We start from the raw sequence: 26,008 nt of genomic DNA, 5'->3' as shown, positions 1-26,008 counted from the left end.
CGGTAGAAAAGATGAAGGCTTCTGCAGCAATTACTGAGCGAGTCCAGTCGGTCGTCCCAATCGACCTACAGATCCAGGGCGCGCACCTCTACGACAAGACCCGACGGTGGGTGACCGGATCAAACGGGAAGAAGCTGTTCGTCGAAAGTCCCATCCCGCCGGTCGAGGACGTCGAACTCGCCGATATCGACCTCAGCAACCCGTTTCTCTATCGTCAGGGCCGTTGGCAGTCCTACTACGAGCGTCTGCGCAATGAGGCTCCGGTCCACTATTTGCCCGCCAGCCCGTTCGGTCCGTTCTGGTCGGTTACGCGGCATGCCGACATCATGGCAGTCGACAAGAACCATGAGGCATTCTCCGCTGAACCGTTGATTGTCATCGGGGTCCCGCCACGATTCTTGGACATAACAATGTTCATCGCGATGGATCCGCCCCGCCACGACCGGCAGCGGGCTGCCGTGCAGGGTGTGGTCGCGCCGAAGAATCTTCGTGAGATGGAGGGGCTGATTCGTTCGCGCGTACAGGAGGTGCTCGACAACCTGCCTGTGAATGAGCCATTCGACTGGGTGCAGGATGTGTCGATCGAGTTGACCGCTCGAATGTTAGCGACCTTGTTGGATTTCCCTTACGAGCAGCGTCACAAACTTGTCGAATGGTCAGACCTCGCAACCTCGATGGAGCAGACAAACGGCGGCCCCTCAGACCTCGACGACACGTTTGTCGGTATGCGCGAGATGGCACGAGGTCTCAGCGCGCATTGGCATGACAAAGCGGCCCGAACCGCTGCCGGAGAAGAACCGGGGTTCGATCTGATCACCATGCTGCAGAGCAACGCCGACACCAAAGACCTGATCAGCCGACCGATGGAATTCTTGGGTAACCTCGTGTTGCTGATCGTCGGCGGCAACGACACCACCCGCAATTCGATGAGCGGCGGTGTTCTCGCGCTGAACCGGTTCCCCGATCAGTTCGAGAAACTCAAGGCCAATCCCGACCTGATCTCCAACATGAACTCGGAGATCATCCGGTGGCAGACACCATTGGCCTACATGCGTCGAATCGCCAAGGTCGACACGGTGCTCAACGGGCAGTTCATCCGGAAAGGCGACAAGGTCGTGATGTGGTACGCGTCGGGAAACCGGGACGAACGCGTGTTCGACCGGCCCGACGACTTCATCATCGACCGGGCCAACGCGCGAAACCACATCTCTTTCGGCTTCGGTGTTCACCGCTGTATGGGTAACCGGTTGGCCGAACTTCAGCTGCGGATCCTCTGGGAGGAATTGCTTGCTCGTTTCGAGAACATCGACGTCGTCGGCGAACCCGAGTACGTGCAGTCCAACTTCGTGAGAGGGATCAGCAAGATGACGGTCCGCCTCACCCCGAAATCCGACGCATGACCGCACAGCGCGCCGTCATCATCGGGGCCAGCCATGCTGGGGCCCAACTCGCAGCCAGCCTGCGCCAGGAACGTTGGACCGGAGAGATCGTCCTCATCGGCGATGAGTCAGCGCTGCCGTACCAACGCCCTCCTTTGTCGAAGGCTTACCTGGCCTCGAAGAGCACGCTCAAGGACCTGGAGATCCGAAGCGCCGAGTTCTACAGCAAGCACGGGATCCAACTCCTGGACGCGACCGTAGAGGCGATCGACCGCTCAGCAGGAAGCGTCTCACTCAGCACTGGCGACACGCTGACCTATGACAAGCTCGCCTTGTGCACCGGTGCCCGCCCGCGGCGGCTCCCTACCCCGGGGGCCGACCTGGCCGGCGTCTGTTACCTACGCACCGCCGCGGACGTCGGGTTGATTCGAAGGGCCGCGACCCCCGGACGTCGAGCCGTGATCGTCGGCGGGGGCTACATCGGTCTGGAGACGGCCGCCTCCTTGCGTGCACTGGGTCTGGAGGTCACCGTGTTGGAGGCGACCGAACGCGTCCTCGAGCGGGTAACCGCTCCCGAAGTCTCCGCATTTTTCGACCGAATCCACCGCAGCGAAGGGGTCGATATCCGCACGGGAGCCCTGGTCGAAGCGCTCACCGGCGATAGCCGCGTCCGCGAAGTGGTCCTGGCCAGCGGCGAATCAATCCCTGCCGACCTCCTCATTGTCGGAATCGGCGTGGAGCCCAATGTCGACCTCGCCGCCGCCGCGGACCTTGCTGTTGACAATGGCGTCGTCATCGACGACCACGCCCGGACCAGTGATCACAACATCGTGGCCGCCGGGGATTGCGCCAGCCACGACATGGCCCGCTACGGACGTCGCATTCGCCTGGAGTCCGTGCCGAGCGCCGCCGAGCAGGCCAAGGTCGCTGCCGCGACCATTTGCGGAAAGCCTAAGGAGATAAAGGCGCTTCCCTGGTTCTGGTCGGATCAATACGATCTCAAGCTCCAGATCGCCGGGCTCAACACTGGGTACGATGAAGTCGTCCTCAGCGGAAACCCGAAGCGTGACCGCAACTTCACCTGCTATTATCTGCGTAGTGCAGAGTTGATTGCGGCGGACTGCATCAATCGTCCCCGCGACTTCATGTTCAGTAAACGGGTCATCACGCAGCAACTCGCCGTCGACCGCGCCGAACTGTCACCTGCCGGGGCTGTGTGAGGTGTCTGCGCCTGGAATGCGATCAAAATTGGCGTCGGCGAGCGAATCCGCAATTCGACGGACGAACAGGTTCAACCGCTTTCGGCGCGACCCTTGATGAAAGATCGCGGCTTCTATAGCCGGCTCGCAACGCGGCCTTCCGTCCGAAACTCGAACTTGATCCGATCGAGACCCGCAACAGTTCGGTGCGAACCGTGGGCCACCTGTTCAGTATCTGTAAACGACGTCGACCCATAGGGTATGCATGCTCGCTTTGGGCGGATCCCTGGCAACTGACCGGTCTTCGACACCAACACCCCGCCACTCGGAAAGGACCGCATATGCCGCACAAGACCCTCATCGAGGGTTACCCCCATCAGATCGGGGGCCACTGTGGTTCAGGCGCGATGCGAGATCTGCTGCACTGGCACGGTCTCGGGTGGGATGGGCCGCCCAGCGAGGGGCTGGCATTCACCCTCGGGGGTGCTTTGGGGTTGTTTTATCTTCGATCGAATGCCCTCGTTCCACCGCTGTACCTGGTGGGACGAGGTGCCGACTTCGAGGTCGACCTACCGCGCCGGCTCGGCGGTCAGGTCCAGGTCTTGACAACCGACGATCCAGAGGAGGGATGGTCGTGGGTTCGTGACGAAATCGACGCCGGCCGACCAAGCCTGGTGTGGGGCGACATCGCCGAGCTACCGTATCTGAGGGTCCAGATGCAGATGAGCCGGCACGACATCGTGGTGATCGGCTACGACGAGGCCGCGGGCGTAGCGTTCGTCGCAGACAACGACCGTGCAGAGGTGCAGGAGGTTCCCTTCGACTCGCTTGCTCGGGCCAGGGCTTCAACGTCGTTCCCGCAGCCGACACGCCACTGTACGTACCGCATCACCTGGCCGAGCGTGCTCCCCAGCATCAGCGGCATTGCAACGGCAGCGTTCCGGCAGTCTGTCGACAATTTGCGTCGGCCATCAGGGGCAAGTATCGCCAGTCCCACCGCGAGCAGTGCCGAGGGCCTGGCAGCCGCCGAAGCGCTGGCCGCCGACGTTCATACCTGGGCCGACCTACCCGATGACGAACTCGAGATCCTACTGTTCGGCCTCGGCGCGTTCATCGAGAAAGCAGGCACCGGCGGCGGATTGTTCCGACGCTTACTTGCCGAGGGGTGCGCTGAGATCGCGAGACTGACTGGCGACCTCGCCACAGCAGACCTGGCGCGAGTCGCCGACCGCTGCGCGCAGGCCTGGACCGAGACCGCGCGTGCCGGGATTCGCCGCGGCGCTGATGTACGAGTTCGCCTAGACGCGGTGGCCACAGCCGCCGGTCGACTGCCAAAGGAGGAGACGGATCTTGTCGAAGCTTTGGAACGCGCGTCCAGCTCGTTGGAGACTGCAGACCGCTAACTGCGCTCGACTCGTATAGTAGATCGGGTAGATCATTATCTAGACGAGATTATTGTAGAGAACGGTATTGCATGCAGAATGCATCGTAGTGCGGTGCAACATCGATATATCCGTCCACAGAGAATGCTGGCTAAAATAAGTGATGGAAACACAACACCTCCAATTGCCTGAGCCGATGCGGTTCATTCTGTGGTGATACTCAGACGGCACTTGACAAAACGGAGATCGGTGAAGGAGATCCGCTCCATGATCGGGATCGTCTCGCCGCTATCAACGGAATCGAACCCGGCCTTAGTGGGTTCGATATGACAGAACCGCCGGAACCCGCTCAAGAATATTCCGAACGCCAGGTTGAGACCGCACTCGTGACGGCCTGGTGGCGCAGCTTTGCAGAACGGCGAGGCACACTCGCCGACGGTGACCTTCTCCCGCCTCACCACCCATGGTGTCTCGGCTGTGGTCCAGACAACCCCCACGGTCATCAGTTGCAGGCGCGGCGTCGCGGCGACGGCGTCGCGGCGGAGCATGTCTTCGATAGTCGGCACCGGGGTGCTCCGGGCATCGCACACGGTGGGGCTGTATGCACCGTGCTGGATGACATGGTGGGAATGCTTCTTTACGTGATCGGGGATTTGGCTGTTACCCGAAAGCTCGACATCGAGTTCCTCGCGCCGGTTCGCCTGCAAGTGCCTTACGAGGTAAGTGCCAGGCTCAAAGCGCGCGATGGTCGCAAGCTTCACGTTGTTGCCGAAGTTCGAGCGCAACGCACCGGTGACTTAGTGGCCTCCGCCACAGGTGTATTCATCGTCGTCGATTTGGCGCACTTTCTCGCAGCGCTTCGATCCGACCCGGAATAGCCTCGATTTTTCTCCCCGGGGTGATGTGCCTACCTGAGGGGTCGAGATTGCGTAGCTTTCCGGTGTTGGTGATGGTCGCGACGTACTTACCGGCACTGCAGAATCCAGGGATCGTGCGCAGGTCCGTACTCCGGTAGGGCGGCTTCAACCTCAGTTCTGCCAGCGTCGCTGCCGGACACACTTCTGTCGGAGGTCATGGCGTCACGATCACATTCGGGCGTCCACCTGACAACCGTCCCGGTGCCCATTATCCGATGGCGGGGTCATGGGCGGTCTTGAGGTCCAGAGTTGTCGCGGGACGATTTGGACGCCGAACTGCAGGGAACGAATAGACTAGATCGTTCGGGTATCCCTACGTGCGTTCTCGAGCCGGGCGTGAGCCCTCCTCGGTCGCCGTACTGACATTGGTAATCAGTGCCGATAATTCAGATTATGACATAAACGCAGTTCACAGGAATTTTGCCTCCTCTTCACCGCGACCGCGTTGACGCATGCCGCCACGCCGCGATGTGCAAGTGCTCGGAACACCTCAGCACGTCACGTGCTCCACCCCTCGCGGCGATAGGTTGGTCGATCCCTTGCCGGGCGACCCATGTTGTGTGTGAGAGCGGTCAACATAATTGCTCAAAGCTGCGATTCGACCGTGCGGTTGTGTTTGATCGTGACCACCAGTCTGGGTATATACGTCGCCGCGGCGAGAATGCCGAAGGCCAACGCAACCAACCACTTCGCGTTCTCTACGTTCCACAACGCGCCGACAACAGTCCATGCACCTGCGACCGACACCACCGCTGCCGTGGTCCTCATTCGCCGAACCTCTGGTGTCGGGCGGACTGCAAACTCACCCCACGCCACCGGCAGCGTGCGTCCACCATTGATACGGGCCAGTTCGGAAGTGGCGCGGGCCGTTAACACCGCCCCGCACGCTGAGAGAATGAGCCCTAGTACCCAAATCACGGCCAGTCGCTCCCATCGTTTGATGTAAACGCATGCGTACGGCCACTCCCCGTATGACAGGTCGCTTCGCGTGCGTGCAAGGTCCATTCGATAATTGCACTAATAGCCCAAACCGGACAGCTGCGGGCGTGACGCCACTGCATGACTTCGCTCCACCGAAGATCGCCGGGAACGGGCTTACCGGCGCGCCTTGTAGACCTTCAGAAGGGGCTGAGGACCGGACACGAACAGTCGCTCAAGCGGTCCCCGCGAGACCTCCAATTCGTGTGGTGTTTCCGTTCCTGTCTCGCCACGAAGCAATTCCATCGTCGAGCACAGCGCTCATGAACCCGCCGGCATCGGCCCACGGCCACGCAGTTCGCACTTCGGCTATTGCGTTCTGGACGAGATCCGCCATGGACCAAAGCGCAGTTTCTTCATCGGCGTCGACGTACGCACCCATGCCGTTGCCGTGAAAACCGGCGGCGCGTTGACCGACGATGGTGATCGCGCTGCACAGCCACACTGCCCCGCCGTCGGGGTCGTACTCGGCCACCCAGCCGATGTGCTCGATATCGCCGCCGTACTGGCGCACATGCAGGTCGTGGCTGAGTCGTTCGATTGCGCGCAGCCACGGGTCGGGCAAATCCGCGTGCGTGATCTCGACCCCGCGCGTTGGCGTCCACGTCGCGGTCAGCACTTGCTCTCGGTCCGGGAAGAAGCTGCGCACGGCGCGAGTATGTCAGGTGTCGGCCCCAGTCGAAGGTGGCGCGTCGGAAGGCCGGCAGCCCCTTGCTCACGCATCCGGACGCCCCGTTGGGGGACGGCCTACTCACAGCATCCATTTTTCGCTTTCGTAAGTACGAGGACTCGAAAACGTTGGCCGGCCTGTTCTCCAGATTGCAGACCGAGGTGATGAGGCTGGAAATACTCATACGCCACCTGACGAAGGTGCGAGAGGTGTTCTGAGCTCGTTGACGAGGGAAGCTCAGCGCTGCGTGAGGATCACCGCGTGCAGTATGATTTCGGTGTTCGACCGTCGATGAGGGTCACGGTCGAGCGTCCATCACCAGTGCGTATGCGGTGTCGGCACCTGTGGGTGTCGCGCTGTGCGCGTGCGTGCTGATTCGACGCTCCCGAAAGGCCTCACTTCGATGCAGGTAATTTCGTTTTCCTCGTTGTCTTCTGATCCCACCCGTGTCGTGACGCCCATGCGCGGAGCACAGGCGTGACCGCGCAGATGTCGTTCGTCGACGACGCTGTCCTCGACCGCTCGCTCCCGCCCGGGCTCGCCGATCAGGTACGGGACGCTGTGCAGCCGCTCGGTGATTGCGCGATCTGCGGTACCGCACTCGGAGAGAGGCCGGTGCGGTTCGGTGTCACCTCGTTTCCGGGGTCGACCCATGTCGATGTCCGCCATGCCACTTGCGGGCCCGCCGATCCGGAAGCGTCGATCCATGTGGTGATGCCGACGACGTATCGCATCGCGCCGATGAGTGTTCCGGTGACGTCCGGCGGCGAGGTGCGGGAAGTGTCGGCGCTGCTGGTGAACCCGTCGATCGACGGGTGGGTGATCGCCGACGATGCACGGTCGCTGCTCGACGGGTACCACGAGCGCGGGTTCACCGCGGTCGACGAACAGGTGCTGCCCGTACTGTCCGGCGAGGTGTCCTGGCGCGTCGACGATGACGGCACGATCGTCGTCGCGGACGGTGTCGCCGCGCAGTACCGACTCACGGATCCTTCGCCCGCGTTCGTCGAGCGGATCGTCAGCGAGGGCGGGTTCGTCCTGGTGGTGTCCTACTCCGTCGGTGTCGACGCTGCCTACGCCAGCGGCACGGTGCTGATCGGGGAACCGGACCGGTTGGCGCAGGCGTGGGTTCCCGCCGATTCCGACACTCGCGGCGGTACCGGTTCGGTCCTCTCTCACCCGAGCGAGGCCAGAGTCGGCAAGACCGACCAGTCAGACCACGACCCCGCCACAAAGCTCCCCGTCCTCCGGCGCCTGAACTGGACCTTGACCGCCGCGTGCGTGGTGGTGCTCGCGTCGGTGGCGGCGGCGCTGGGGGTCGACTTCGGCGGTTGGTGGGTCGGTGACGTGCCGGCCGATCGCGCCGACGCGGTCGACGGCGTGCTCGCCGCCGGCAGGACCGGCGTGATTTTCCTCGTCACCGTCTCCGCCGTGGTGGCGGTGGGGATGGTGAGCTGGGACCGGTTCATGAACCGACGGGTGAACGCGCGTATGGCCTGGTCCTACGCCACACAGACGGCGGCGATGCTGCTCGTCGGATGGATCATGTGGGCGTTCTGCGTCGTCGGCGCGGCGATGGGTGCGCGATGATGGCCGCCCGCACCACACGGTCGAACGGCTCGTCGATCGGCGAGACCGCCGCATTGATCGTCATCGCTGTCGTTGCGGCCGGCGTGGTGATCGCGGCGGGTGCGTGGTGGCTCGGGTCGCTGCTCGGCGGCTTCGACACCTCGCCCGATCCGATCACCGGGTTGTACGACGTCGTGCGTGGCCGTCGCCCATGGCCGTGGCAGTCCACCGTCTTCGCAGCGTTCGCGGGGTCGGCGGTTCTCGTTCTGACAGTGGCTGCGGTGCGGCGGTGGGCACGCGGTCGCACCTGGATCGACTCCAAGGCGAAGACGATGGCGAATCCGGGCAAGCTGTCCGGGATCTCGCGCTCGGCGTCGCAGAAGCTGGTCCCGCAGTTCTCCCCCAAGGACCCCCGGTCCTGGGGGTTCCTCATCGGCTACACCGTCCGCGGGAAGGTGCCGGTCTACCTGACGTGGGAGACGGTCATGGTCGCCATCGCCGGGATGCGGATGGGCAAGACCGTGACGCTGGCGATCCGAGCCGTGATCAGTGCCCCCGGGCCGGTGATCGCCAACACCACCAAACCGGACCTGCACGCCGCGACCCGCCTCGCCCGTGAACGCCTCGGCAGGGTGTGGATGCTCGATCTGCAAGAGATCTGCGGATCTCGGGTGGTCACGTTCTGGTGGAACCCGCTCAAACGAGTGCGGGAGATGGGGGACGCTCGCCGCCTGGCGTCGTTCTTCGTCTCCGGGTCCTCCACCAAGGGCGCGACGACGAGCAACTACTTCGACGGTGGCTCCGCCGAGCTGCTGGCGCTGTACCTGCTCGCCGCGGCCGTGGGCGGCGGAGACATCCTGCACACCCTTGCCTGGCTCGGCCGCGACCAGGACCAGACACCGGCGGACATCCTCGAGGTGGCAGGCCACCGGCGGGCCGCGGACAAGATCCGCACCGCCCTCGACATCAACGAACGCCAGCGCGACGGCCTGTTCGACATGGCCCGCAAATGCCTGAGCGTGCTGATCGACGAGGACTACGCCAATGTCGTCACACCCCCGACGCGGGTGACGATGGAGGTGCTGCCACATCCGGAGACCGGTGAACGCAGCATCCGCCACCGACGGCAGGACGCCACGCACGATCGAGCGGAGTTCGACCCGTACGACTTCGTCACCAGCACCGGCACCCTCTACACCCACTCGAACAAGGGCTCGGGGACCGCGACGCCGCTGATCACCGCCCTCCTCGGTCAGATCTTCGACGCCGGGATCAAGGTCGCCGTGCGTAGCCCCCGACGTGACTACCCGGCTCACATGCCCGCGTGGTGGCCGCAGTCCTGGTGGCGGCGAACGCACTCCGCACCGGAAGGTCGTCTCGAGGTGCCGCTCGTCGCCGTCCTCGACGAGGCCGCCAACACCGTTCTGCTCGAAGACCTGCCGAACCAGTTCTCCTACTTCGGATCCCACGGCATCATTCCGATCGCCATCCTGCAAAGCCCCCAACAGGGCGAAAAAGCCTGGGGCAGGGAGGAGTTCGAGGCGATGGTGTCAGGCTCCATGCACTTCTACGGCGGCAACGTCAACGTCGAGTCCTACGCGCGCGGCTTGTCCTCCACGGTCGGCACACACGAGGTGCAGACCACCACCCGGAGCAACGGGCGATCCGGAGGCAGCACGTCGCAGAGCTGGCAGGAGCGCCCGATCCTCACCGAGGCCGACATCCGCGCGATGCCCAGCGCGCGTGCGCTGCTCGTCGTCCCCGGCAACAAACCGGTACTGATCAGGAAGCTCCCGTGGTGGGAGACCGACGACGCCGATCTGATCCGGGAATCCATCGGCCGTTACGCCGGCTCGGAGAAGGTGGCCGCGGAACTGCTCGCCGGCGGTGTCGGCGACAAGCGCCACCTCGATCGGAGCGACGTCGACGACGGGGACGATCCGGACGAGTACGACTGGGAGAAGGACTGATGACCGACCCCTGTCCGGACGACGAGGCCGATCTCTTGCCGGACCATGAGGCCGACCCCGGCGATCCGGGGGATGTGGCACCGGAGCCGGTGTTCGCCGACGTCGAGGAGTTCGTGACGCTCTACTTCTCCCAGGTCATCAACCGGCAGGTGTCGAACTCGCCCGGGCGCGGATTGAGTTGGGATCCGCGGTGGTGGCGTCACCGGGAGGTCTACGAGCGCCTGACCGCGCTGTGGCAGGCGTACGAGGGGGCTGTGGTGAGCGATGACCCGTCGGCGATGTCGCGGTGGTGGATCACGGACGCCGACGCGCACCTGAAGGTGCTTCTGGACGGCGCGACCGGCCCCATGAGCCACGTCGACCCGGACGGCTGCTGGAACGGCCACGGACCACTCCCCTGTGCCCCGATGCCGAAGCAGGAACGGTGATACGGCGGCCTTCACGGTGTGCCCGGGGCGGCGTCGTTGGCGGCCGAAGAGTCAGTCGACCCGGCCGCGGCGTGGTGGGTCGATGCGCCGCTGCCGGTCGACACTGGCATCCGGGTGCAGGATCGACTGCAGGGTGTGAACAGTGTCGTCGTCGATGTCGCACTGCATCATCGCCGCCGCCCAGTCCCACTCGGGTGTCGACCAGACGTAGTGCAGTGGACCCCAGCGCGGTGACCATGACCCGTCCGCTGATCGTGGCGAGCGTGCAATCATTGTCTGGTCGTTGTGTCCCTCGAAAGCACCGGTCTCGTCGTCGCGAAACGGCACCGTGGTCGGGGTGAAGTCGACCGGGACGCGGGCCACGACAGGAGTTCCGGTCACGGAAGCTGCGAACCATTCTGCTTGCTGACGGCGCGCCTCGTCGCCGCGACGCTGTAGATCGCGCTGACGCTCCTCGTGGGTCTGGGTGGGCCCGGTCCACGTGAACAGCCCGTCGTCTAGCGGCTCGCCGACCGTCACGTCGACGTAGCGGGCGCCGATCTCCAGCAGGTCGATCTGATGACCGAGAATCCTGCCGGTCTCGATGTCCACCCAGATTCGCATCGGGTGGGGCTTGCCGGGAGGCGGTGCGAGTTCGACTGTCCAGCAGTCGCGCTCGAGGAAACGCACCTCGTCGATCGGTCCGGTCGGGCTGGTGAAGTCGGTGCCGGCCCACTCGGCCGCAGTCCGCCGCCTGATCAGAAACTGGTTTTTACCGAAGTAGTGCACTCGGTTCACCGGTCCCATGAGTGGGCGTTCCGGGTCGGGTGTGAAGTCCCAGGCGGTGGTGCCGTCGGTGACGAACACCGGACGCCCGTCGTATTCGACTCTGGTGGACGCTCCGCGCAGCCACACCGTGCAGTCGTCCACCGCGCGGACGAACATCGGACGGTGCCCTGCTGTCTTGAACGTGGTCGGGTTCCTCTGGGGTTCGGCCGGTGTCTCGCGAATCGTTCCTCGTAGCGAGATGCCGGTCGGCGATGTCAGCGCGTGCAGGACGTCGGTCCAGTCGGTCATGACTTCCTCCGATTGTGGTCAACGGACAGAATCGCCGCGATGACAGATCCCGCCAGCAGAATGAAGACGACGTCGTCGCTGCGGTCAGCGGCCGAAGCGCTTCCCCATGTCAGGACACGCACCAGTACGGCAAGAAGATAGAGGCCGATCGCACCGGTCCGCGCATTTCCCATTCTTCGAACTTAGGTGACTGCCCCGAAGCCCGCGTGCCGGGTACGCCGACGGTGAGTTGTGCGCGGGCGGGCAGCAACCGACCGCCCGTTGCTGACAAGCCTCACAAGTCCGGGCCGATGTCGCGGGTCCGGTCGACTGAGGTGTCTGCGGTGCGGGCGGGTTCGGCGCGCGTCGGTTTCGCGGCCGGTCGCCGTCGCCGTTCCTCCGCATCGGCCTGCTCCGGAGTGAGGTCGGCTCGGCGGTCGAGTTCGGCGCGGTAGCTGCGCAGGGTGTTCTCCCGGCGCGCTGCGATCGTCGCGGTGCGTGCGTGGTTCCGGCTCACCCCGACCTCCAGCAGCTTCCGGCGCAGCTCCTCCGTGGGCATCTCGGCCAACGGGTTCGTCGCAGCGCGCGGCGAGGCGGCGGGTTGCGCCGAACGCACCGCGGTCTCGGTGGCGACCTCCCGGGGGTCGAGGGCGGCGCGGCGATCGAGTTCTGCCTGTAGCGCGGTGACGCGTGCGGCCGTCGCGGTGCGTTCCGGGCGTGCTGCGCGGAGCGTTGCGTCGGCGGTGGATGCTGCCCGGTTGTCGGCGTGCTGCGCGGCGGCGATCGTGTCGGACAGCGAGTGCTCCGCTGCTTCGGCGTTCGCTTGGATCTGGTCCCACTGCTCACGCGGCGGCGCGGCCGCGGTCGCGTCGACGGCAGCGTCGATAGCTGCGCGGTGGCGGCGGGTCCACAGATCGGTGTCCGCGGCGGCGTCGGCGATCTGGTCGTGATCGACGGTGCGACGCCCGAAGCGGCCGGTGTCGGGTTCGCGTGCGGCGCGCTCGGTCTGTGTGGCGCGCTCCAGCTCTGCCCCGGCCCGCTCGACACGGTGCTGTGCGGCGATCGCCGTGCGTACCGCCGCTGCTGCGGTGTCTGTCTGCGCCTGCTCGGCGCGTACTGCTGCCACGGACTGTCCGCCCAGTGCTGCTGTCCTGGCGGCGTTGGCGAGGCGGATGTCGCGGTCGAGTGCGGCCAGACGGGTGCGGGCCTGTGCGGCGGCAGCGTCGAGCTGGTCGTCGGTCAGTGCTCGGATAGGTGCTCGCCGCATCTGCTCGGCGGCCGCGGCGACATCCGTGCTCGCGTGCGCGGGAGTGCGCACCGCGTCGGGTCGTTCGTCCAGCGTGTGCCGCGGTGCCCGGTCGGGCGCGGGTGCCTGGTCCTGCGTGGTCGCTGGTTCGTTCGCGGTGGCTGCGCCCGCAGGTTCGGTCGCACTGTCGGTCATGTGGAGGTAGGAGCGCAGTTCGTCGGTGTAGGCGGTGAGATCGGGATCGAGGTCGGTGACGGTCTCCGCGACGGCCGCGACGACAGCTCTGATCGCGGCGCCTTCAGTGTCGTCGAACCGGATCAGGTGTAGATCGAGATCTGCGGTGTCGGCGCCGAGTGCGGCGTCGACGACGCGTCGGGCCAGCTCGGTCCATTCGCGGTCGGTGAGTGTGGCGGCGACGCGAGCGGGAAGCGCACGTTGCAGGGCGGTGTCGGTGTCGATGTCGATCAGCGCCCGCACCGCGTTCCGGTACGCCTGCTGCTGGGGGTGGGTGTAATCGAGGTCCGTCGCCCAGACCGCGTCGGGGCCGCGAGGGTCGATGATCGCCGCGACCATCGCGGTGGCGAAGGTGCGCAGTTCCGTGTCCGCTCCGCGGTGCTGCGGGGGCAGCACGGGCACCGTCGACGCGACCGCCGGAGTCTGCACGTTCTTGAGGCGGGCGAGGATCGCGACGGGGATGTTGCCGGCGCCGTGCAACCCACGGTCGCTGAGGACGTCGATGACGGAGTCGACGTCGGCGCCGCGGGCGACGGCGTCGCGGACACCGGCCACGGCGGCGTCCCACCCGCGCTGCGCCTTCGCGGTGGTGTGGATCGCGGTCGGGAGCACCGTGTCCAGCAGGTGGCGGGCGTGGGCGTCGCCGAGTTTCGCGGCGGCGGTGTCGTAGTACTCGCGGAACCGGTGCGGGTCCGATGCGCGGGCCAACCCGGCGCGTAGGTGCTCCACGGCGGCGCGTTCTTCGCCGTCGCGGGCGAGGATGCCGGCGAACACTGTCGTCGGTGTCGCTTCCGGTCCCGGGGCGTGGTCGAGGTCCGGGTCGGGGAGCTGGTCGGTGACGAGGTAGGCGTAGTTGCCGGTCTTGCCTCGGGTCAATGCCACGTACGCGGCCTGTCTGTCCACGGCGGTGGAGAGCAGGGCGCGGCCGACGTCGACGGTGAGTCCCTGGGCGCGGTGGATGGTGTGGGCGTAGCCGAGTTCGGTGTGCCCTTGGGCGTACCAGGCGGGCAGGACGGTGTGCGCGCCGTGCCGGTTGCCGGTGACGGCGATACTGCCGTCCTCCCCGACACCGGTGACGGTCCACAGGTCACCGTTCTGCACCGAGAAGCGGCGTCCGGCCGCGTCGGTGGCGCGCAGCTCGGCGCGGTTACGCCTGGTGACCACGACGTCACCGACGTGTGCACGGGCGGTGTCCGACAAGGGCGCGGAGATCCCGTCGCCGGTGCCCGCTTCGGTGTGATGGATCGCCTGGGCGGCAGTGTTGAGTTGGCGGACCTGCTCGTTCGTGGGGGCGAGCATCACCGACGACAACCCGTCTCGGGTGTCGGCGAGGTGATCGTCGAGCAGACGCACCAGCAGCTCGTCGTCCGTGCCGCCGATCATCCGGTCGTTGGTGCGGTAGAACTCGATCGCCGTGTCGTCCCCGGTGCGCAGTCCCAGCGACGCGGTCGCCTCCGCGGGGTCGCGGAAGCGCACCACGTCGACGAGCTCCGGCGCACTCGTCTCGCGGGCGAGCATGCCGAGCGCACCGCCCGCATCGACGGCGCCCAGCTGTGCGGAGTCGCCGATCATGCGCACCACCGCGCCGTGTTCGGCGGCCAGGGCCACGAGCTGGTCGAGGTCGCGGGTCGAGGCCATGCCCGCTTCGTCGACGAGGATCAGGGTGCCGCGGTCGATACCGGTCTCGGCGCCGATGCTGTGCCGGTGCAGTACAGAGGCGATGGTGCGGCCGGGCACACCGACGTCCTCGCCGAGCACCGTCGCGGCGGCGGCGGACGGTCCCAGCGCGAGGACGGTGCGGCCTTGTTCGTGCCAGGAGTCGACGAGCAGTTTCATCGAGGCGGTCTTGCCGGTGCCGGCGGGACCGACACCGACGGCGACCAGTGTTTCCGCGGTGGCCAGGCGGCGTGCCATCTCGAGCTGTCCGTCGTTGAACACGAACTCGCCGCCCGTACGGGCGGATTCGAGTGCTTCGCGGCGTGCGCGGGCACCGTCGAACGCGTCCGCGGAGACGGTGAACACCGTCTGGGTGTGGGCGGCGTCGATGAGGCGCTGCTCGGCGTCGAGGACCGCAGCCGACGAGTAGCGGGACGCGCCGTGGTCGGTGAACACCGACTCCCCCGACGCGCGCGTCAGCGCGGACGGGAGGTCGTCGAGGGTGATGTCGAGGAGCAATGAGTCGCGGTGCAGGGCGGCATGGGTGACCTGCTCGACGGCGCGGCGGGCTTGGGCCGGGTCGGCGAACCGGACGCGGGAGAGCTCGTCCTCGACGACGGTGCGCACGTTCGCCTCCGTCCACGTCGACCGGGCGGTGGACACGCGGTCGATGACGCGACCCGCCCACTGCTGCGCGTCGACCTCGGTGACGACGTCGAACGTCGCGGTCGGCGATTGCACCGACGCGAGGAGTGCGTCCAACCCGCCGTCGGCGCCGCGCTCGGCGAGGAAGCTCTCGGCGCGTTCACGCCACTGACCGCGCATCACCCACAGCGACACCGGCGGCGCTTTGCCCGACCGGGTGTCGAGCGTCGCCTGCTGCACGAGTCGGATCTGCTGCGCCTTCGACGGGGTACGCCCGTGCTCGGCGCGGTACTCCTCGGTCAGCTCGCGCGCGCGGTCCATGATCGCGTCGCGCCGGGAGAACTCCGACAACAGTTCCTGGTCGAACCCGACGATCTCGCGCACCGGACGCTTGCCGTCGGCGCGGGCTCGGTCCTCGAACTGCACGCCGGCGTAGCGGGCGGTCTTGTCCGCGACGAGGGAGTTGTAGCGGGCGGCCGCGGCGACCGCGGCGCGGTGCAGTGGACGCGCATCGAGGGCGCGCCACTTGCCATCGGCGGTGGTGCGGACCTTGTTCGACACCGCGCAGTGCGTGTGCAGGTTCGGATCCCCCGTGCGGTTGTCGTAGTGCACGAACTGGGCGATGACCAACCCGTCCGTCTCGACCTGCTCGGTCGATCCCTTGCCGCGGCGGGTGAACCCGGCCTCGGCCTGAATCCACTCCAACGTCTCGTTCACTGCTTCGGTGTGGGCACGCTCGACCGCTTCCTTGGCGGCGGCGTCGCCGAGTCCCCACAGGGCGCTGATCGACTTCTGCGGGGTGAACACCAGGTCGTATCCGGCGACGGGGTGACGCACCTTCGACTCCTGGGCGCGGATGAACTCCGTGAGATCCTTCGGCAGTCCGCCCCGTCCGTGCGCGTCGCGGAAGAACGACTGCGCGACGTCCAAGCGGACACGCTGACGCTCCCCCGCCGACAACGCCTTACCGGCGTCCTTCGCCGCGGCGTTCGTCGCGTCCTTGACGGCGGCGAGGTAGGGCACCTTGTTCTCGAAGCTGGGGAACGGGCGACCGAGCTGCTGCGCGGCGGCGGTGCGGTCGACGTTCTCTCCCGACACTGCGGCGCGGGCGATGTTCGCCTCCGCGTCCGGGTGCAGCCCCTCGCCGAACAGTGCCTTCATCTGCGTCTCGGACACCACACCGTCGACACCGAGTGCGGTCGCTACGCGGCCGGCCCACAGTCCGGGAGGTGCGCCCTCGGCGGTGTAGTAGTCGGCGATGTTCTGACCACGGGTGACGGTGTGATCGCACGCCGCGACCTGCTTCGTGAGGTAGGTGTATCCGTCGCCCGCGTGCAGGCGGTGCAGCGTCATCACCGCACACCGCCGCCCCTGACACCCGTGATCGGCACCCCTGCAGGGCGTCCAGCCGGGTTGCAAACTGGCCGCGCAGCGACCCGTTCAGGGCGCGTCAGACCCCCCTTGCGGGGGTCGAGCGACCGGGGATGCACAGTCCGATAGTGCCGCAGGCGCTCTGCAAGAGCAAATGGTGTGTGGAGTCTTGGTGGGGCGAGGAAAGAGGTGCTGGGTGACGACGGAGGAGGAATGGTGGTTTCGGGGTCGACAGCGGAGCGGAACGTCGACACGGATGGGGGTTGTGTTAGGAATCGGCGGGCAAGTGGCGAATGCGGCTAGGGTGACCGGCATGGCGTCCACCTCGGCCCGCGTCGCGGCGCGCACCCGCGCACGCGACGCACAGCGCAAAGTCCTCGCCGCCCGCGCCGAACGCGACAAGGCGAACATGGACTCGCTCACCGAGTTCTTCACCGCAGCCGAAGAGATCGAGGCTGCCCGCCGCCGCCAGGCCGGCGCCCTCGCCGCGATCCGTCAGCGGGAGGGAACGCTCACCGCGGCCGCTGCGCTGGCCGGCCTCACCCTCGGCGAAGCGCGCACGCTGCTCGCCGTGCTCACCGCGCCGGACCCGGCGCCCGACGACGACGCCGCGGCGACGTCGACCACGAATCCTGTCCCGCACACCGCCGACGCTTCCGACTCGTCCGAGTCGGCGGTCTAGCACCACTGCGGGTGCAAATGCCTCCCCACGATCCGACCCTGCACGACCCGGTGCCTGGGCAACTCGCCTTGCCCGGTCTGCCTTCGGTCGAGGGTCAACTACTCCTGCCCGGCTTTGCCGGCGTCGCCGCACCGCCGGCGCGCGGCTCTCACCGCGGTACCCCGTTGGCCGCTCCCCCATCGGCGGCGACGATCGCACGGTTCCGCTCCAAAGTGATCACCACTCCGGGGTGTCACTTCTTCGTCGGGGCGGTGTCGAACCCCGACGGGTACGGGCGCATCAACTTCGTCGACGGCGGCGTCCAGCGAACAATCGGTGCGCACCGGTTCGCGCTGATCCTCGCGTACGGCGACCTCGGCCCCGACGTCGTCGGGGAACACGAGTGCAACGAGACGTTGTGCGTGCGCGTCGGAGACGGGCACCTCAAGCTCGGCACGCAAGCGGGCAACCTCGCCTACGCCGTCGCCACCGGCCGGCACCTCGGACCCACCCCCGCCTACGCGGACCCGCGCGGCCGCTACGGGCGCGCACTCGCCATCCGCGGCGCACTCGCGCACGGGTACGACCCCGACCGGCTACGCGCGGCACTCAACCGAACCGACCCCGCTTGGTCCGGCGCACAGACGCTGTTCTGACACTGCGTCACAATGACACCGTGAGCGAGCCACCCAGCGCGATTCCCACAACGGCCGACGCGACCGGCGGACACCGCAGCGATCGATCGGCGGCGCGACACATATTCACGTGGGGTTCTATCGGTGCCGGCACGGCAGGCGGAATCCTCGGAGTCGGCGCGCTCGTTCTCTCCACCCCGATCGCACCCGGGCAGGGCACGGTCCTCGGCGGGCTAGGCGTGCTCGCGGCAGCGGGACTCACCTACTACGCCAGCCACCGCACCCGGGTCAGTAACGAGCGCATCGAGGATGAGAAGACTCGACAGGCCGGCAGAGAACTCGCGCAGACTCAAGAGCACTTCGCTGCACAACAGCGATCTGAAACCGAGCGGGCTGACACCGCGCACCGCGCAGCCACCACGCGAGAACTGCGCAGCCGCTTCACCGCCGCGGCGACACAACTGGCCGACGCTTCCCCCACCATCAGGCTGGCCGGGGTCTATTCGCTGATCGCGCTCGCGGATGACTGGTTCGCCCACGGGAACCCGTCCGAGCGGGAGGTGTGTGTCGCGCTCCTCCTGTCGTACCTACGTGCACCGCAGGTCGATCCAGAGCCTGATGACGACGGTGCGCAACCACATCTTTTCGTTCGCGAGACCATCGTGCGGCAGGTTGCCAAACGTGTCTCGGAAGTCGAAACAGACGCTTCCAAGGAGTGGAGGTCGATCGAGAGCGTGGCGTTCACTCGGGCGGACCTTCGAAGGGTCGACCTTCGCGGTGCTGCTCTGAGCGGCCACGATCTCAGTCACGCATCCATGGACAGGTGCCGCCTCTCGTACACAGACTTGTCCGGCTGCAACTTGACGTCATCGTTCGTTAGGAACGCTCAACTGGTAGGAACCAATCTGACGTCAGCCAGGTTAAGAGGGGCTCGGTTCGGCGGGTCGTCCTTGCGGAAGGCAACGTTGGACAGGGTTCACGCGCCATTGGCCTTCTTTTCGGAAGCAGATATGACGGGCGCAACATTCACCGATGCGTACTTCGTACTTGCAACATTCCGCGGCACGACATTCGACGGAGCCGAGATGAGCGGCGCGAACTTCGGTAGCGCGCGTGGGCTGGACTCGGCATCGCTGGAACAGATCAGCTATGACCCGGCCACGCGCTGGCCGAAGGGTTTCTCCCCTCCCCTCAGCTCGCCGCGTGTGGAGGAGCAGACCGACTAGGCGCAATGACTGTCGGACCCCCGCTGTAGACAGCGGGTCACGACACGTGCGCCGCACCTGGTGGTGCACTTCCCGACCGGGAGGACTCACCATGCTCACACCACTGGCACTGGCCGGCGGCGGACTGCTCATCCTCGGGATCAAGTACGTCGCCGAACATCGCACCGGCCCGCTCGCATGGGTCGCCGGCGCGATCATCTGGCTCGGCACCATCACCGTCGTCAGTGCCGTCATCGCCGCGCTCGTCGCGGGCGCCGCGGTATTCGCGCTCATCGCTGTGGTGTTCGCGTTCATGATCCCGCTGGCATTGCTCGGCGGGTCCGTCGGCAACGGCAGCCGAGGGGTCTACCCGCGCCGCTACTACTGACCCCCGAACATGCGCTCGGCGCGGCCGTGCACATGTCGGGGCGATGATCTAGAGTCGTCCGTGTTCGACCGTCGATGAGGGTCACGGTCGAGCGTCCATCACCACCGGCACCACCCCCGCACGACAGCTCCACCAATCGTGCGCGATTGGTGGCGTGTGCCGGTCGTCGCTACCATCTCGAAAGGCCCTCATGTCTGCCATCACCACGCTCGACAAGTCCGCTGTCCTCGCTCGCGCTCGCGAGGCGATCGACACCCGCACCAGGTTCGTCGAGACGCTCTTCGACGCCGCCACCGAGGCCGCCGTCGCGCACTCCGCGGTCGCCGACGCACGCGACGCCGCCGCGACCGCTGATACCGCGTTCGAGAAGGCGTACCGCGACGCGATCGCCGCCGGATGGACTGCCGCGGAGCTCAAGGCCGCCGGCCTCCCCACCCCCGCCGCACCACGCCGGTCCGGCCGCCGCAGCACCCCCCGGCGTAACAAGGCAACGACCCCGACAGTGCCGACACCGGTCGACACCGCACCGAGCGACGGTGCGGCCGTCGACGAGCAGGCGACCGCATGACCGGCGCGACCACGGCGGTCGAGGCGACGGTGTGGCGGCGCACTCCGGCGGGGGAACCCGGCCGCACACCGTTGGCGCACGGGGTGTTCGTCGACGACGTCGGCGCGCACGAGTTCATCCGCCACCAGGTGCAGACGCTCCCCGACCGTGGGGTCGACGACGTGATGATCCAACTCGTCACCGTCGACGGCAACGGTCCGGCACGCCCGACCCGCAACATCGTCGGGTCCACCGAATCGGTACTCGCGGATCTCGACCATCCCGACCAGGCGGCGCACGCGATCTCCTCCGTCCTCACCCGCATCGCGCAGATACGCAGCGTGGACGTCGCCGCGGTGCTGGAGCACGCGGCCGCGTCGGCGGCGGCGAACGTCGGCGGCACCGACACGTTGCTGGCGGCGTCGCCGCAGTCCGAGTCGGCGCAGCACGTCGCCGCACTGGCGGCGTTCGGGACCGATCCACAGTTGCCGTTGGCGAAGCGGACGGCGCCGGTGGTGCTCTACCTCGAGACCCGCGACCAACAACTCTCCGACTACGGGGTCCAGGAACTGTGGCACCGGGACCGGACGAGTATCCGGGCGGCGATGCGGCCGGCCGACCTACCGTCCTCGGCGGTGACCGAGCTCGGTGCGGAGCTTGTCGCCGTCGACCGGCTCTACGCCGCGGACACCGACGCCTACCTCGCCGCGTGGACCGCGGCGGCGACGGAGAAGGCGCGGCGGATGGGCCTGCGGGAGTCGGTGCCGGTGGTGGTGTCGACGGAGGAGACAGAGTCCTTCGACGACGGGGATCTCGAACCGATCTACGACCACGCGTTCGCGCTCGCCCCGTTGCCAGGGTGTGGGTATATCCCCGATACGTTCCCGCACCGCTCACCGGACGGCGGTGTCGACGTCGAAGCGTTCATCACCGCAGAACATGCCGCCCGCCGGGGGTACCGCGACCGTGTACGCGGACACACCGAGACCGCCGACGACCAGGTGGCGTCGTGACCCGACATCGGCGCCGCGCCAGCGGGGTGGTCGCCGGTGCGGCCGCGGTAGTCGCCGCGACTGCTGGGTGCCTGCCCGGCGGTACCGCCGATGCGGGTCCGCCGAGCACGGTGGGGACGGTGACCCGTGTCATCGACGGTGACACCGTCGACGTCGAGACCGCGGTCGAGGGCACGGTACGGGTGCGGGTCATCGGGATAGACACCCCGGAGACGAACCGGCCGAACACACCGGTGCAGTGCTGGGGACCGGAAGCGACCGACTTCGCCCGCGCGATGCTCGACGGGCAACGCGTCCGGATGGTTCCCGACGCCGGGCAGGACGACGTCGACGACTACGGGCGGGCGTTGCGCTACCTGCGGATCGGTCCCGCGGAGGAGGACTACTCCGTGGCCGCGGCGGAGGCGGGCGCAGCCCGCGCGTACGTCTACGACCGGAGCAACCCGCCGTCCGCTGCTGCGGACATCGCTGCTGCCGAGGACCGGGCACGGGCCGGGGATGTCGGTCTGTGGGGGCCGCCCTGCATCGGCGGTGCATGAGCGTCGACGTGTTGTGCTTAGCGCCTCGTGTGCGGGTCGCTGTGTCTGCGGGACGTCGACAGGGTTGGATGGCGTTCCAGACCGATCAGGACGAAAAGGATGCAGCGGACGATGAGCACCACGACGCCGACAGCGATGTCGAATATGAACATGCCCGGCTACGTCCTCGCGGCGCTGTCGTCGTTGGCTCTGGTCATCAGTGCGCTGGGTCCGTGGGCGACGAACAGGTTCCCGTCGGCGTCTGCGGCGGGAACGAGTACACCCGATGGGAAAGTCGTTCTCGGCCTGGGTGCGGCGGCGCTGCTCTTGGTGTTTGTGCGCGCGGTGTTCGCATCTCGCACGGTGATGGTTCTTGCCGCGTTGTGTGGAGTGCTCGGTGCTGTTGTCGGGGTCGTCGACATCATGGACACCAGTCGCCGGATTGCAGCGGGATCCGGCGTGATGGCGTCGACGGCCGAGGTCGGGTGGGGATTGTGGCTGACGCCGATCGCATCGGCGGGTGTCATCGTGGCGTCGATCATCGTCGCGTCCACCACGCATGCACGCTCGACAGCCGGGACAGCCGGGACAGCCCCGACAGCCCGGACAGCGCCATCTGTAGCGCGTGCGGTGACCCCGCGGACATCCGGTGTCGCCGCATCGCCGACCAACAAGCTCTACGCCGCCACCGGGATCGCTCTGCTCGTCGCCGCCACCGCTCTACTGGTCACGACGGCGATCATCGGCCTCACGTGAAGCGGCGGCACCTTGCTGACGATGGTGAGGTTCAGGCCGCGCAAAGTCCGCACTCCTCGTCTGGAGTGCGGACTTTGCGCGCATTGGGAGATGCGACGGTTCAGCGGCTCGCGATCACCGCCCCCGCCAACGCCAGCGTTGCCAGCACGATTGCCGTAGTCATACCGGGAACCTGCACAGCTAGCGTCACGGCCGCGATCAGCGCCAGAACTATCGCCAACCGGCCGGCGGGGGTTCTCGGGCGTCGGTGCAACTCGGTACCCTCAGCCATGTGTCTCCTTTCGTGAGACTCGAGTGGTCGGCACCGGGTGATCTGAACTTGGACGGTTGGGTTCACCTGGTGCTAGGCCAAGCGTAGGGCGAGACGGTGACAGATACGGATCACTTGCCGCCGCCCGAACCATGGTCGCCGCACCGGTCCAGGGACTTGTCGGAAAGCGATGCACATCGATAAGAAGTTGAGCGAGTCATCCGCCGTTCACTAGCCCTCTGCCGTGGCCTCATATGACGAGGTAGGGCGGTCCGTCCACCACATGGTGGCGTGATCTCTTCCTTGCGCACAACGTGCACGTTGTGCGTGAACACGCAGATGATCTTCTTCATGACGGCCTTGTCGGTGTAACGGATGAACTCACCGTGGCTGGGGATGAACTCTGCGTAGTTGTCGAAGACGTGGCAGCTGCGCCGGCCCCTTCGATGCGATGAGGGATCACGACCGTTCTCGCCGACGAACTTGCCCCTGAGCAAGGTCGAGTGCTGCGACGTCAACCGCCGAAGCGGGCCTTCCGCGCTCGGCGCGATCGCGCCGTGAGATTGATTGTCAGCGCGACCACGAACAGAACTGCGACGACGACGTAGGTGCTCGGTTCCGATTTCTGCACGATGAGGGTGGCGATGAGGACGGCGACGACGGCCACCGCGCAGACCGCGAGACCGGGACCACCGAGAGCTGACCGGGTCCGCTGGTCGAGGTTGTGGAAGCGGCCGGCCATGTCTCGACCGTACCGCGGAGGGCTTCGGGGGCCTGTGGTCAGAACAGTGCGTGTTGGGCCTCGCTGGCGGCCCGGTCGCGGGCGGTGCACCAGAGGGTATGCAGGTGCCGCGCGACGCGGGGGTGCACCTCGAGGGTGTCGGCGAGGATGTCCCAGTCGGTGCCGCGTACGTGTTCGGTGTCGAGCCACCGGCCGGCGTCGTCACCGTCAGCGGTGAGCGTCCCGTCGGCGGTGAGGTACCGGTCCGGATCCACAGCGTCGGCGGTGTTGTCGCCGTTCATGCGTGCGCTCCCCCGGCTCGGAAAGTGTTGAGCCGCTTCCACGCCGCCCGCTGGGCGGTACCCAGTTCGACCATGTAATCGAACAGCTCGTCCTCGGGGCCTTGTTCAGCGGCCTGCATGAGTCGCTGCCCGGTGATGTGGAACGACCGCCGGTAGGACTGGGAGAGCACGATGTCGGCATAGTGCACGGCGGCGGAGGATCCGGTGGTGTCAGCGGTGACGACATCGGCCAGTGCTCGGCGCAGCGGTGCGTCCTTCTGCCCTCCCCCGGCTCGGTGCAGGACGGCGGCGACCGAGGCGGGGTCGTGCGGTCGTCCGCTGGTGACGAGGTCGGCGATGACGGTGAACAGTTCCGCGTAGGCGGGCTCGGCGAAGTCGGCCGGCACCAGGGCGTCGGTGACGCGGGCGGCGGCGGCGGTGTCGACGGACCACATGAGCGCGCAGAGGGTCAACGATTCCGGGTCGGTCCGCGGGTCGAGGCCGGCGCCGGGGTCTGCGCCGGGATCGGCGGCGTCGGGTGCGAGGTCGAGGACCGGGTTGCTCGTGTTCTGCTCGGGTTCGGGGACGGCCCGTAATGCGCTCATGACGTCCTGGCCTTACCGGGTGTCGGTGGAGTCGGCGGCCGGGTGGGTGCTCCAGGGGCCGGGGATGACGACGGCACTGGTGGTTTCGGCGGCGAGGTCCGCTTCGATCTGGGCGGCGATGAAGTCGTGGTCGGGCTGGTAGTCGAACGCGAGGTGCGCCATGGGAGTCTCCTTCGGTCGGTGGTGGACTGTGAGGTTCGGTCAGGCCGCGGCGGCGACGAGCTCGTCGATGCGGGTCACCCGATGTCCTGACCAGTGGGTGTCGGGTCCGGCGACCACGACGGGTGCAGCAAGGTAGCCGAGAGCCATCACGTAGTCCCTAAAGTTCTGAGAGTCCGACTGATTCGGACGCCCGGAACGGCGGGGTGTAGCAAATCACGTAGTGCAGTTCGAGTCGCTTCTCGCGAATGGCTGCCCCGCCGGACTGGACACTCTGGCCGCATATTGAGATCTGCGAGGAATCGGTCGCTGATTAGGGACCTGATGGTGGAGCTGTCCTCGGGCACGACACACTGACAGAAGGAGAATCGATGGCAGAAGTGGAGCTGTGGATCGGGATCGACGTCGGAAAACGCACCCATCACGCGTGCGCGGTAGACAGCACCGGTGCTGTCGTCTGGTCACGGCGCGTCGACAACGATCAGACCGCCATCGACGACCTCATCCGGTCGGTGGGCACCGCGAATGTTCGATGGGCCGTCGACCTCACCAGCGCGGTGGCCTCACTGCTGCTCACGCTCCTCGCCTCGACCGAGCAACACGTCGTCTACATCCCCGGCCGGGTGGTGCACGCCATGGCGTCCGCATACCGCGGCGAAGGCAAGACCGACGCCAAGGATGCCCGCCTCATCGCCGACATCGCCCGTACGCGAACCGATTTCGACACCGTGGTGGTTCCGGAGCCGCTGGTGCTCAACCTGCGCCACCTCACTGGCTACCGAGCGGAGCTGGTCGCCGACCGGGTCCGCACCGTCAACCGCCTCCGCGGCCTCCTGAACACCATCTTCCCCGCCCTCGAGATCGAGCTCCGATTCCTCGGGCGGTCGGCACTACTGCTGCTGTCCACGTTCTGCACACCAGGGGCGATACGCGAGGTCGGCGCCGACGGTCTCGACGCACACCTCGCCGGCCTCGGTGTGCGCAGCGACCGGCGCAGAACGGTGGTCACCGCCGCGCTCGCTGCCACGCAACGGCAAACATGCGTGGTCGCCGGTGAGGAGGTCACCGCGGCGTTGATCAGGCGGATGGCCGGTCGACTCCTGGCCATCGACAACGAGACCAAAGAAGTCGACGAGCAGATCCAGGATCTGTTCCGCCAGCACAAGTACGCCCGAACACTCGAATCCGTGCCCGGCATCGGCATACGGCTGGGAGCGGATTTCCTGGTCGAGACCGGTGGGACGCTGGACGGGTTCGCCACCGCCGGCCACCTCGCCTCGTACGCCGGCCTCGTCCCCGTTCCTCGTGACTCCGGCCGCATCACTGGCAACCTTCGACGACCCAAGCGGTACAACCGGGGACTTCGCCGGATGTTCTACCTCGCAGCACAGGGCAGCCTGAGCACCGACGGTCCCTCACGCGAGTACTACCAGCACAAACGCGACCAGAACAAGGTGCACACCCAAGCCCTGCTCGCCGTGGCGCGCAAACAGGTCGACGTCGTGTGGGCCCTGATCCGCGATGACCGCGTCTTCACCCCGGCCGCACCCGGGCGACTCCGGGCTGCCTGACTGCCGCGGTTCGACCGGC

At 66.9% G+C, this 26,008-nt stretch carries 25 protein-coding genes and 1 pseudogene; 16 read left to right on the top strand and 10 right to left on the bottom strand.

The window, feature by feature from the left end; genetic code table 11:
- The first annotated feature begins 11 nt into the window (after positions 1 to 11).
- From HQ306_RS21295 to HQ306_RS22710, 4 genes are all read left to right on the top strand, one after another.
- Positions 12 to 1,400, top strand: a complete 1,389-nt coding sequence (locus tag HQ306_RS21295; RefSeq protein WP_222633404.1) for a cytochrome P450 — start codon at positions 12 to 14, stop codon at positions 1,398 to 1,400.
- The gene (locus tag HQ306_RS21290) at positions 1,397 to 2,599 is read left to right on the top strand and encodes an NAD(P)/FAD-dependent oxidoreductase (protein WP_222633403.1); all 1,203 of its coding nucleotides are present in this window, start codon (positions 1,397 to 1,399) and stop codon (positions 2,597 to 2,599) included. Before HQ306_RS21295 ends, HQ306_RS21290 begins: the two co-directional genes overlap by 4 nt.
- A gap of 320 nt (positions 2,600 to 2,919) precedes the next feature.
- Positions 2,920 to 3,981 carry a BtrH N-terminal domain-containing protein gene (locus tag HQ306_RS21285; protein WP_222633402.1) on the top strand — a complete coding sequence of 354 codons (1,062 nt, stop codon included), beginning with the start codon at positions 2,920 to 2,922 and terminating at the stop codon, positions 3,979 to 3,981.
- Between the two features lie 305 nt (positions 3,982 to 4,286).
- Positions 4,287 to 4,838: a PaaI family thioesterase gene (locus HQ306_RS22710; RefSeq protein WP_222633401.1), complete on the top strand. Its 552-nt coding sequence runs from the start codon at positions 4,287 to 4,289 to the stop codon at positions 4,836 to 4,838.
- 624 nt (positions 4,839 to 5,462) lie between these two features.
- Here HQ306_RS22710 and HQ306_RS21275 read toward each other — a convergent pair.
- Complete coding sequence (locus tag HQ306_RS21275; RefSeq protein WP_222633400.1) at positions 5,463 to 5,645, bottom strand: hypothetical protein; 183 nt, start codon at positions 5,643 to 5,645, stop codon at positions 5,463 to 5,465.
- A gap of 385 nt (positions 5,646 to 6,030) precedes the next feature.
- Positions 6,031 to 6,504, bottom strand: a complete 474-nt coding sequence (locus tag HQ306_RS21270) for a hypothetical protein (RefSeq protein ID WP_222633399.1) — start codon at positions 6,502 to 6,504, stop codon at positions 6,031 to 6,033.
- 498 nt (positions 6,505 to 7,002) lie between these two features.
- Between HQ306_RS21270 and HQ306_RS21265 the strand changes: the two genes are divergently transcribed.
- The 3 genes from HQ306_RS21265 to HQ306_RS21255 are packed head-to-tail and all read left to right on the top strand — an operon-like array spanning position 7,003 to position 10,492.
- Positions 7,003 to 8,115, top strand: a complete 1,113-nt coding sequence (locus tag HQ306_RS21265) for a hypothetical protein (RefSeq protein WP_222633398.1) — start codon at positions 7,003 to 7,005, stop codon at positions 8,113 to 8,115.
- Complete coding sequence (locus tag HQ306_RS21260) at positions 8,115 to 10,064, top strand: type IV secretory system conjugative DNA transfer family protein (RefSeq protein WP_222633397.1); 1,950 nt, start codon at positions 8,115 to 8,117, stop codon at positions 10,062 to 10,064. Before HQ306_RS21265 ends, HQ306_RS21260 begins: the two co-directional genes overlap by 1 nt.
- Positions 10,064 to 10,492, top strand: coding sequence for a DUF4913 domain-containing protein (locus HQ306_RS21255; RefSeq protein ID WP_222633396.1), 429 nt, complete (start codon positions 10,064 to 10,066; stop codon positions 10,490 to 10,492). Before HQ306_RS21260 ends, HQ306_RS21255 begins: the two co-directional genes overlap by 1 nt.
- A gap of 51 nt (positions 10,493 to 10,543) precedes the next feature.
- Here HQ306_RS21255 and HQ306_RS21250 read toward each other — a convergent pair whose 3' ends face one another.
- Together HQ306_RS21250 and mobF are read right to left on the bottom strand one after the other, a co-directional pair.
- Positions 10,544 to 11,548, bottom strand: a complete 1,005-nt coding sequence (locus HQ306_RS21250; protein ID WP_222633395.1) for a hypothetical protein — start codon at positions 11,546 to 11,548, stop codon at positions 10,544 to 10,546.
- 274 nt (positions 11,549 to 11,822) lie between these two features.
- On the bottom strand, positions 11,823 to 16,661 hold the full coding sequence (gene mobF / locus HQ306_RS21245; RefSeq protein ID WP_222633394.1) for a MobF family relaxase: 4,839 nt from the start codon (positions 16,659 to 16,661) through the stop codon (positions 11,823 to 11,825).
- Positions 16,662 to 16,992: 331 nt separating this feature from the next.
- Here mobF and HQ306_RS21240 point away from each other — a divergent pair, with 331 nt between their 5' ends.
- The 8 genes from HQ306_RS21240 (at position 16,993) to HQ306_RS21215 (ending at position 22,402) form a co-directional block, all read left to right on the top strand.
- A complete protein-coding gene (locus HQ306_RS21240; RefSeq protein WP_222633393.1) occupies positions 16,993 to 17,361 on the top strand; it encodes a hypothetical protein in 369 nt (122 codons plus the stop codon).
- A 68-nt stretch (positions 17,362 to 17,429) separates the two neighbouring features.
- Positions 17,430 to 17,996, top strand: coding sequence for a hypothetical protein (locus HQ306_RS21235; protein WP_222633392.1), 567 nt, complete (start codon positions 17,430 to 17,432; stop codon positions 17,994 to 17,996).
- Positions 17,997 to 18,016: 20 nt separating this feature from the next.
- Complete coding sequence (locus HQ306_RS21230; RefSeq protein ID WP_222633391.1) at positions 18,017 to 19,201, top strand: pentapeptide repeat-containing protein; 1,185 nt, start codon at positions 18,017 to 18,019, stop codon at positions 19,199 to 19,201.
- A 91-nt stretch (positions 19,202 to 19,292) separates the two neighbouring features.
- On the top strand, positions 19,293 to 19,568 hold the full coding sequence (locus HQ306_RS21225) for a hypothetical protein (RefSeq protein WP_222633390.1): 276 nt from the start codon (positions 19,293 to 19,295) through the stop codon (positions 19,566 to 19,568).
- Positions 19,569 to 19,758: 190 nt separating this feature from the next.
- Positions 19,759 to 20,136 (top strand): hypothetical protein, encoded by a 378-nt coding sequence (locus tag HQ306_RS22450; RefSeq protein ID WP_261770327.1) that lies wholly within the window; start codon positions 19,759 to 19,761, stop codon positions 20,134 to 20,136.
- Positions 20,133 to 21,128 (top strand): hypothetical protein, encoded by a 996-nt coding sequence (locus HQ306_RS22445; protein ID WP_261770328.1) that lies wholly within the window; start codon positions 20,133 to 20,135, stop codon positions 21,126 to 21,128. The genes HQ306_RS22450 and HQ306_RS22445 overlap by 4 nt, the downstream gene beginning before the upstream one ends.
- Positions 21,125 to 21,667, top strand: a complete 543-nt coding sequence (locus HQ306_RS22440; RefSeq protein ID WP_308115578.1) for a thermonuclease family protein — start codon at positions 21,125 to 21,127, stop codon at positions 21,665 to 21,667. Before HQ306_RS22445 ends, HQ306_RS22440 begins: the two co-directional genes overlap by 4 nt.
- A 111-nt stretch (positions 21,668 to 21,778) precedes the next feature.
- Positions 21,779 to 22,402 (top strand): hypothetical protein, encoded by a 624-nt coding sequence (locus HQ306_RS21215; RefSeq protein WP_222633389.1) that lies wholly within the window; start codon positions 21,779 to 21,781, stop codon positions 22,400 to 22,402.
- A 100-nt stretch (positions 22,403 to 22,502) separates the two neighbouring features.
- Here HQ306_RS21215 and HQ306_RS21210 read toward each other — a convergent pair whose 3' ends face one another.
- From HQ306_RS21210 to HQ306_RS21185, 6 genes and pseudogenes are all read right to left on the bottom strand, one after another.
- Positions 22,503 to 22,673: a hypothetical protein gene (locus HQ306_RS21210; protein ID WP_222633388.1), complete on the bottom strand. Its 171-nt coding sequence runs from the start codon at positions 22,671 to 22,673 to the stop codon at positions 22,503 to 22,505.
- 493 nt (positions 22,674 to 23,166) lie between these two features.
- The gene (locus HQ306_RS21205) at positions 23,167 to 23,394 is read right to left on the bottom strand and encodes a hypothetical protein (RefSeq protein ID WP_222633387.1); all 228 of its coding nucleotides are present in this window, start codon (positions 23,392 to 23,394) and stop codon (positions 23,167 to 23,169) included.
- 38 nt (positions 23,395 to 23,432) lie between these two features.
- Entirely contained in the window at positions 23,433 to 23,675 is a 243-nt protein-coding gene (locus HQ306_RS21200) for a hypothetical protein (protein WP_222633386.1), read from the bottom strand.
- Positions 23,672 to 24,259 (bottom strand): DnaB-like helicase N-terminal domain-containing protein, encoded by a 588-nt coding sequence (locus HQ306_RS21195; RefSeq protein WP_222633385.1) that lies wholly within the window; start codon positions 24,257 to 24,259, stop codon positions 23,672 to 23,674. Before HQ306_RS21195 ends, HQ306_RS21200 begins: the two co-directional genes overlap by 4 nt.
- Positions 24,260 to 24,271: 12 nt before the next feature.
- Positions 24,272 to 24,421, bottom strand: a complete 150-nt coding sequence (locus HQ306_RS21190; protein ID WP_222633384.1) for a hypothetical protein — start codon at positions 24,419 to 24,421, stop codon at positions 24,272 to 24,274.
- A 39-nt stretch (positions 24,422 to 24,460) separates the two neighbouring features.
- A pseudogene (locus HQ306_RS21185) lies at positions 24,461 to 24,583 on the bottom strand (NrdH-redoxin); the annotation flags it as partial.
- Positions 24,584 to 24,789: 206 nt separating this feature from the next.
- On the opposite strand from HQ306_RS21185, the gene HQ306_RS21180 reads away from it, so the two are divergent.
- Positions 24,790 to 25,989, top strand: coding sequence for an IS110 family transposase (locus tag HQ306_RS21180; protein WP_222633383.1), 1,200 nt, complete (start codon positions 24,790 to 24,792; stop codon positions 25,987 to 25,989).
- Positions 25,990 to 26,008: the final 19 nt, after the last annotated feature.

Origin of the sequence: Rhodococcus sp. BP-160, assembly GCF_019836205.1 — a bacterium.
Taxonomy (GTDB): Bacteria; Actinomycetota; Actinomycetes; order Mycobacteriales; family Mycobacteriaceae; genus Rhodococcoides.
The sequence above is the reverse complement of the archived record's forward strand: the minus strand, read 5'-3'. Positions and strand labels throughout refer to the sequence as shown.

Bases quoted from the DNA above. Each gene is read 5' to 3' on its own strand.
- HQ306_RS21215 (WP_222633389.1), top strand. From the start codon at position 21,779: ATGAGCACCACGACGCCGACAGCGATGTCGAATATGAACATGCCCGGC.
- HQ306_RS21210 (WP_222633388.1), bottom strand. From the start codon at position 22,673: ATGGCTGAGGGTACCGAGTTGCACCGACGCCCGAGAACCCCCGCCGGC.
- HQ306_RS21240 (WP_222633393.1), top strand. From the start codon at position 16,993: ATGGCGTCCACCTCGGCCCGCGTCGCGGCGCGCACCCGCGCACGCGAC.
- HQ306_RS21260 (WP_222633397.1), top strand. From the start codon at position 8,115: ATGGCCGCCCGCACCACACGGTCGAACGGCTCGTCGATCGGCGAGACC.
- HQ306_RS21285 (WP_222633402.1), top strand. From the start codon at position 2,920: ATGCCGCACAAGACCCTCATCGAGGGTTACCCCCATCAGATCGGGGGC.
- HQ306_RS22710 (WP_222633401.1), top strand. From the start codon at position 4,287: ATGACAGAACCGCCGGAACCCGCTCAAGAATATTCCGAACGCCAGGTT.
- HQ306_RS21205 (WP_222633387.1), bottom strand. From the start codon at position 23,394: ATGGCCGGCCGCTTCCACAACCTCGACCAGCGGACCCGGTCAGCTCTC.
- HQ306_RS21250 (WP_222633395.1), bottom strand. From the start codon at position 11,548: ATGACCGACTGGACCGACGTCCTGCACGCGCTGACATCGCCGACCGGC.
- mobF (WP_222633394.1), bottom strand. From the start codon at position 16,661: ATGACGCTGCACCGCCTGCACGCGGGCGACGGATACACCTACCTCACG.
- HQ306_RS22450 (WP_261770327.1), top strand. From the start codon at position 19,759: ATGTCTGCCATCACCACGCTCGACAAGTCCGCTGTCCTCGCTCGCGCT.
- HQ306_RS21200 (WP_222633386.1), bottom strand. From the start codon at position 23,675: ATGAACGGCGACAACACCGCCGACGCTGTGGATCCGGACCGGTACCTC.
- HQ306_RS21255 (WP_222633396.1), top strand. From the start codon at position 10,064: ATGACCGACCCCTGTCCGGACGACGAGGCCGATCTCTTGCCGGACCAT.
- HQ306_RS21190 (WP_222633384.1), bottom strand. From the start codon at position 24,421: ATGGCGCACCTCGCGTTCGACTACCAGCCCGACCACGACTTCATCGCC.
- HQ306_RS21180 (WP_222633383.1), top strand. From the start codon at position 24,790: ATGGCAGAAGTGGAGCTGTGGATCGGGATCGACGTCGGAAAACGCACC.
- HQ306_RS21295 (WP_222633404.1), top strand. From the start codon at position 12: ATGAAGGCTTCTGCAGCAATTACTGAGCGAGTCCAGTCGGTCGTCCCA.
- HQ306_RS21275 (WP_222633400.1), bottom strand. From the start codon at position 5,645: ATGAGGACCACGGCAGCGGTGGTGTCGGTCGCAGGTGCATGGACTGTT.
- HQ306_RS21225 (WP_222633390.1), top strand. From the start codon at position 19,293: ATGCTCACACCACTGGCACTGGCCGGCGGCGGACTGCTCATCCTCGGG.
- HQ306_RS21290 (WP_222633403.1), top strand. From the start codon at position 1,397: ATGACCGCACAGCGCGCCGTCATCATCGGGGCCAGCCATGCTGGGGCC.
- HQ306_RS21195 (WP_222633385.1), bottom strand. From the start codon at position 24,259: ATGAGCGCATTACGGGCCGTCCCCGAACCCGAGCAGAACACGAGCAAC.
- HQ306_RS22445 (WP_261770328.1), top strand. From the start codon at position 20,133: ATGACCGGCGCGACCACGGCGGTCGAGGCGACGGTGTGGCGGCGCACT.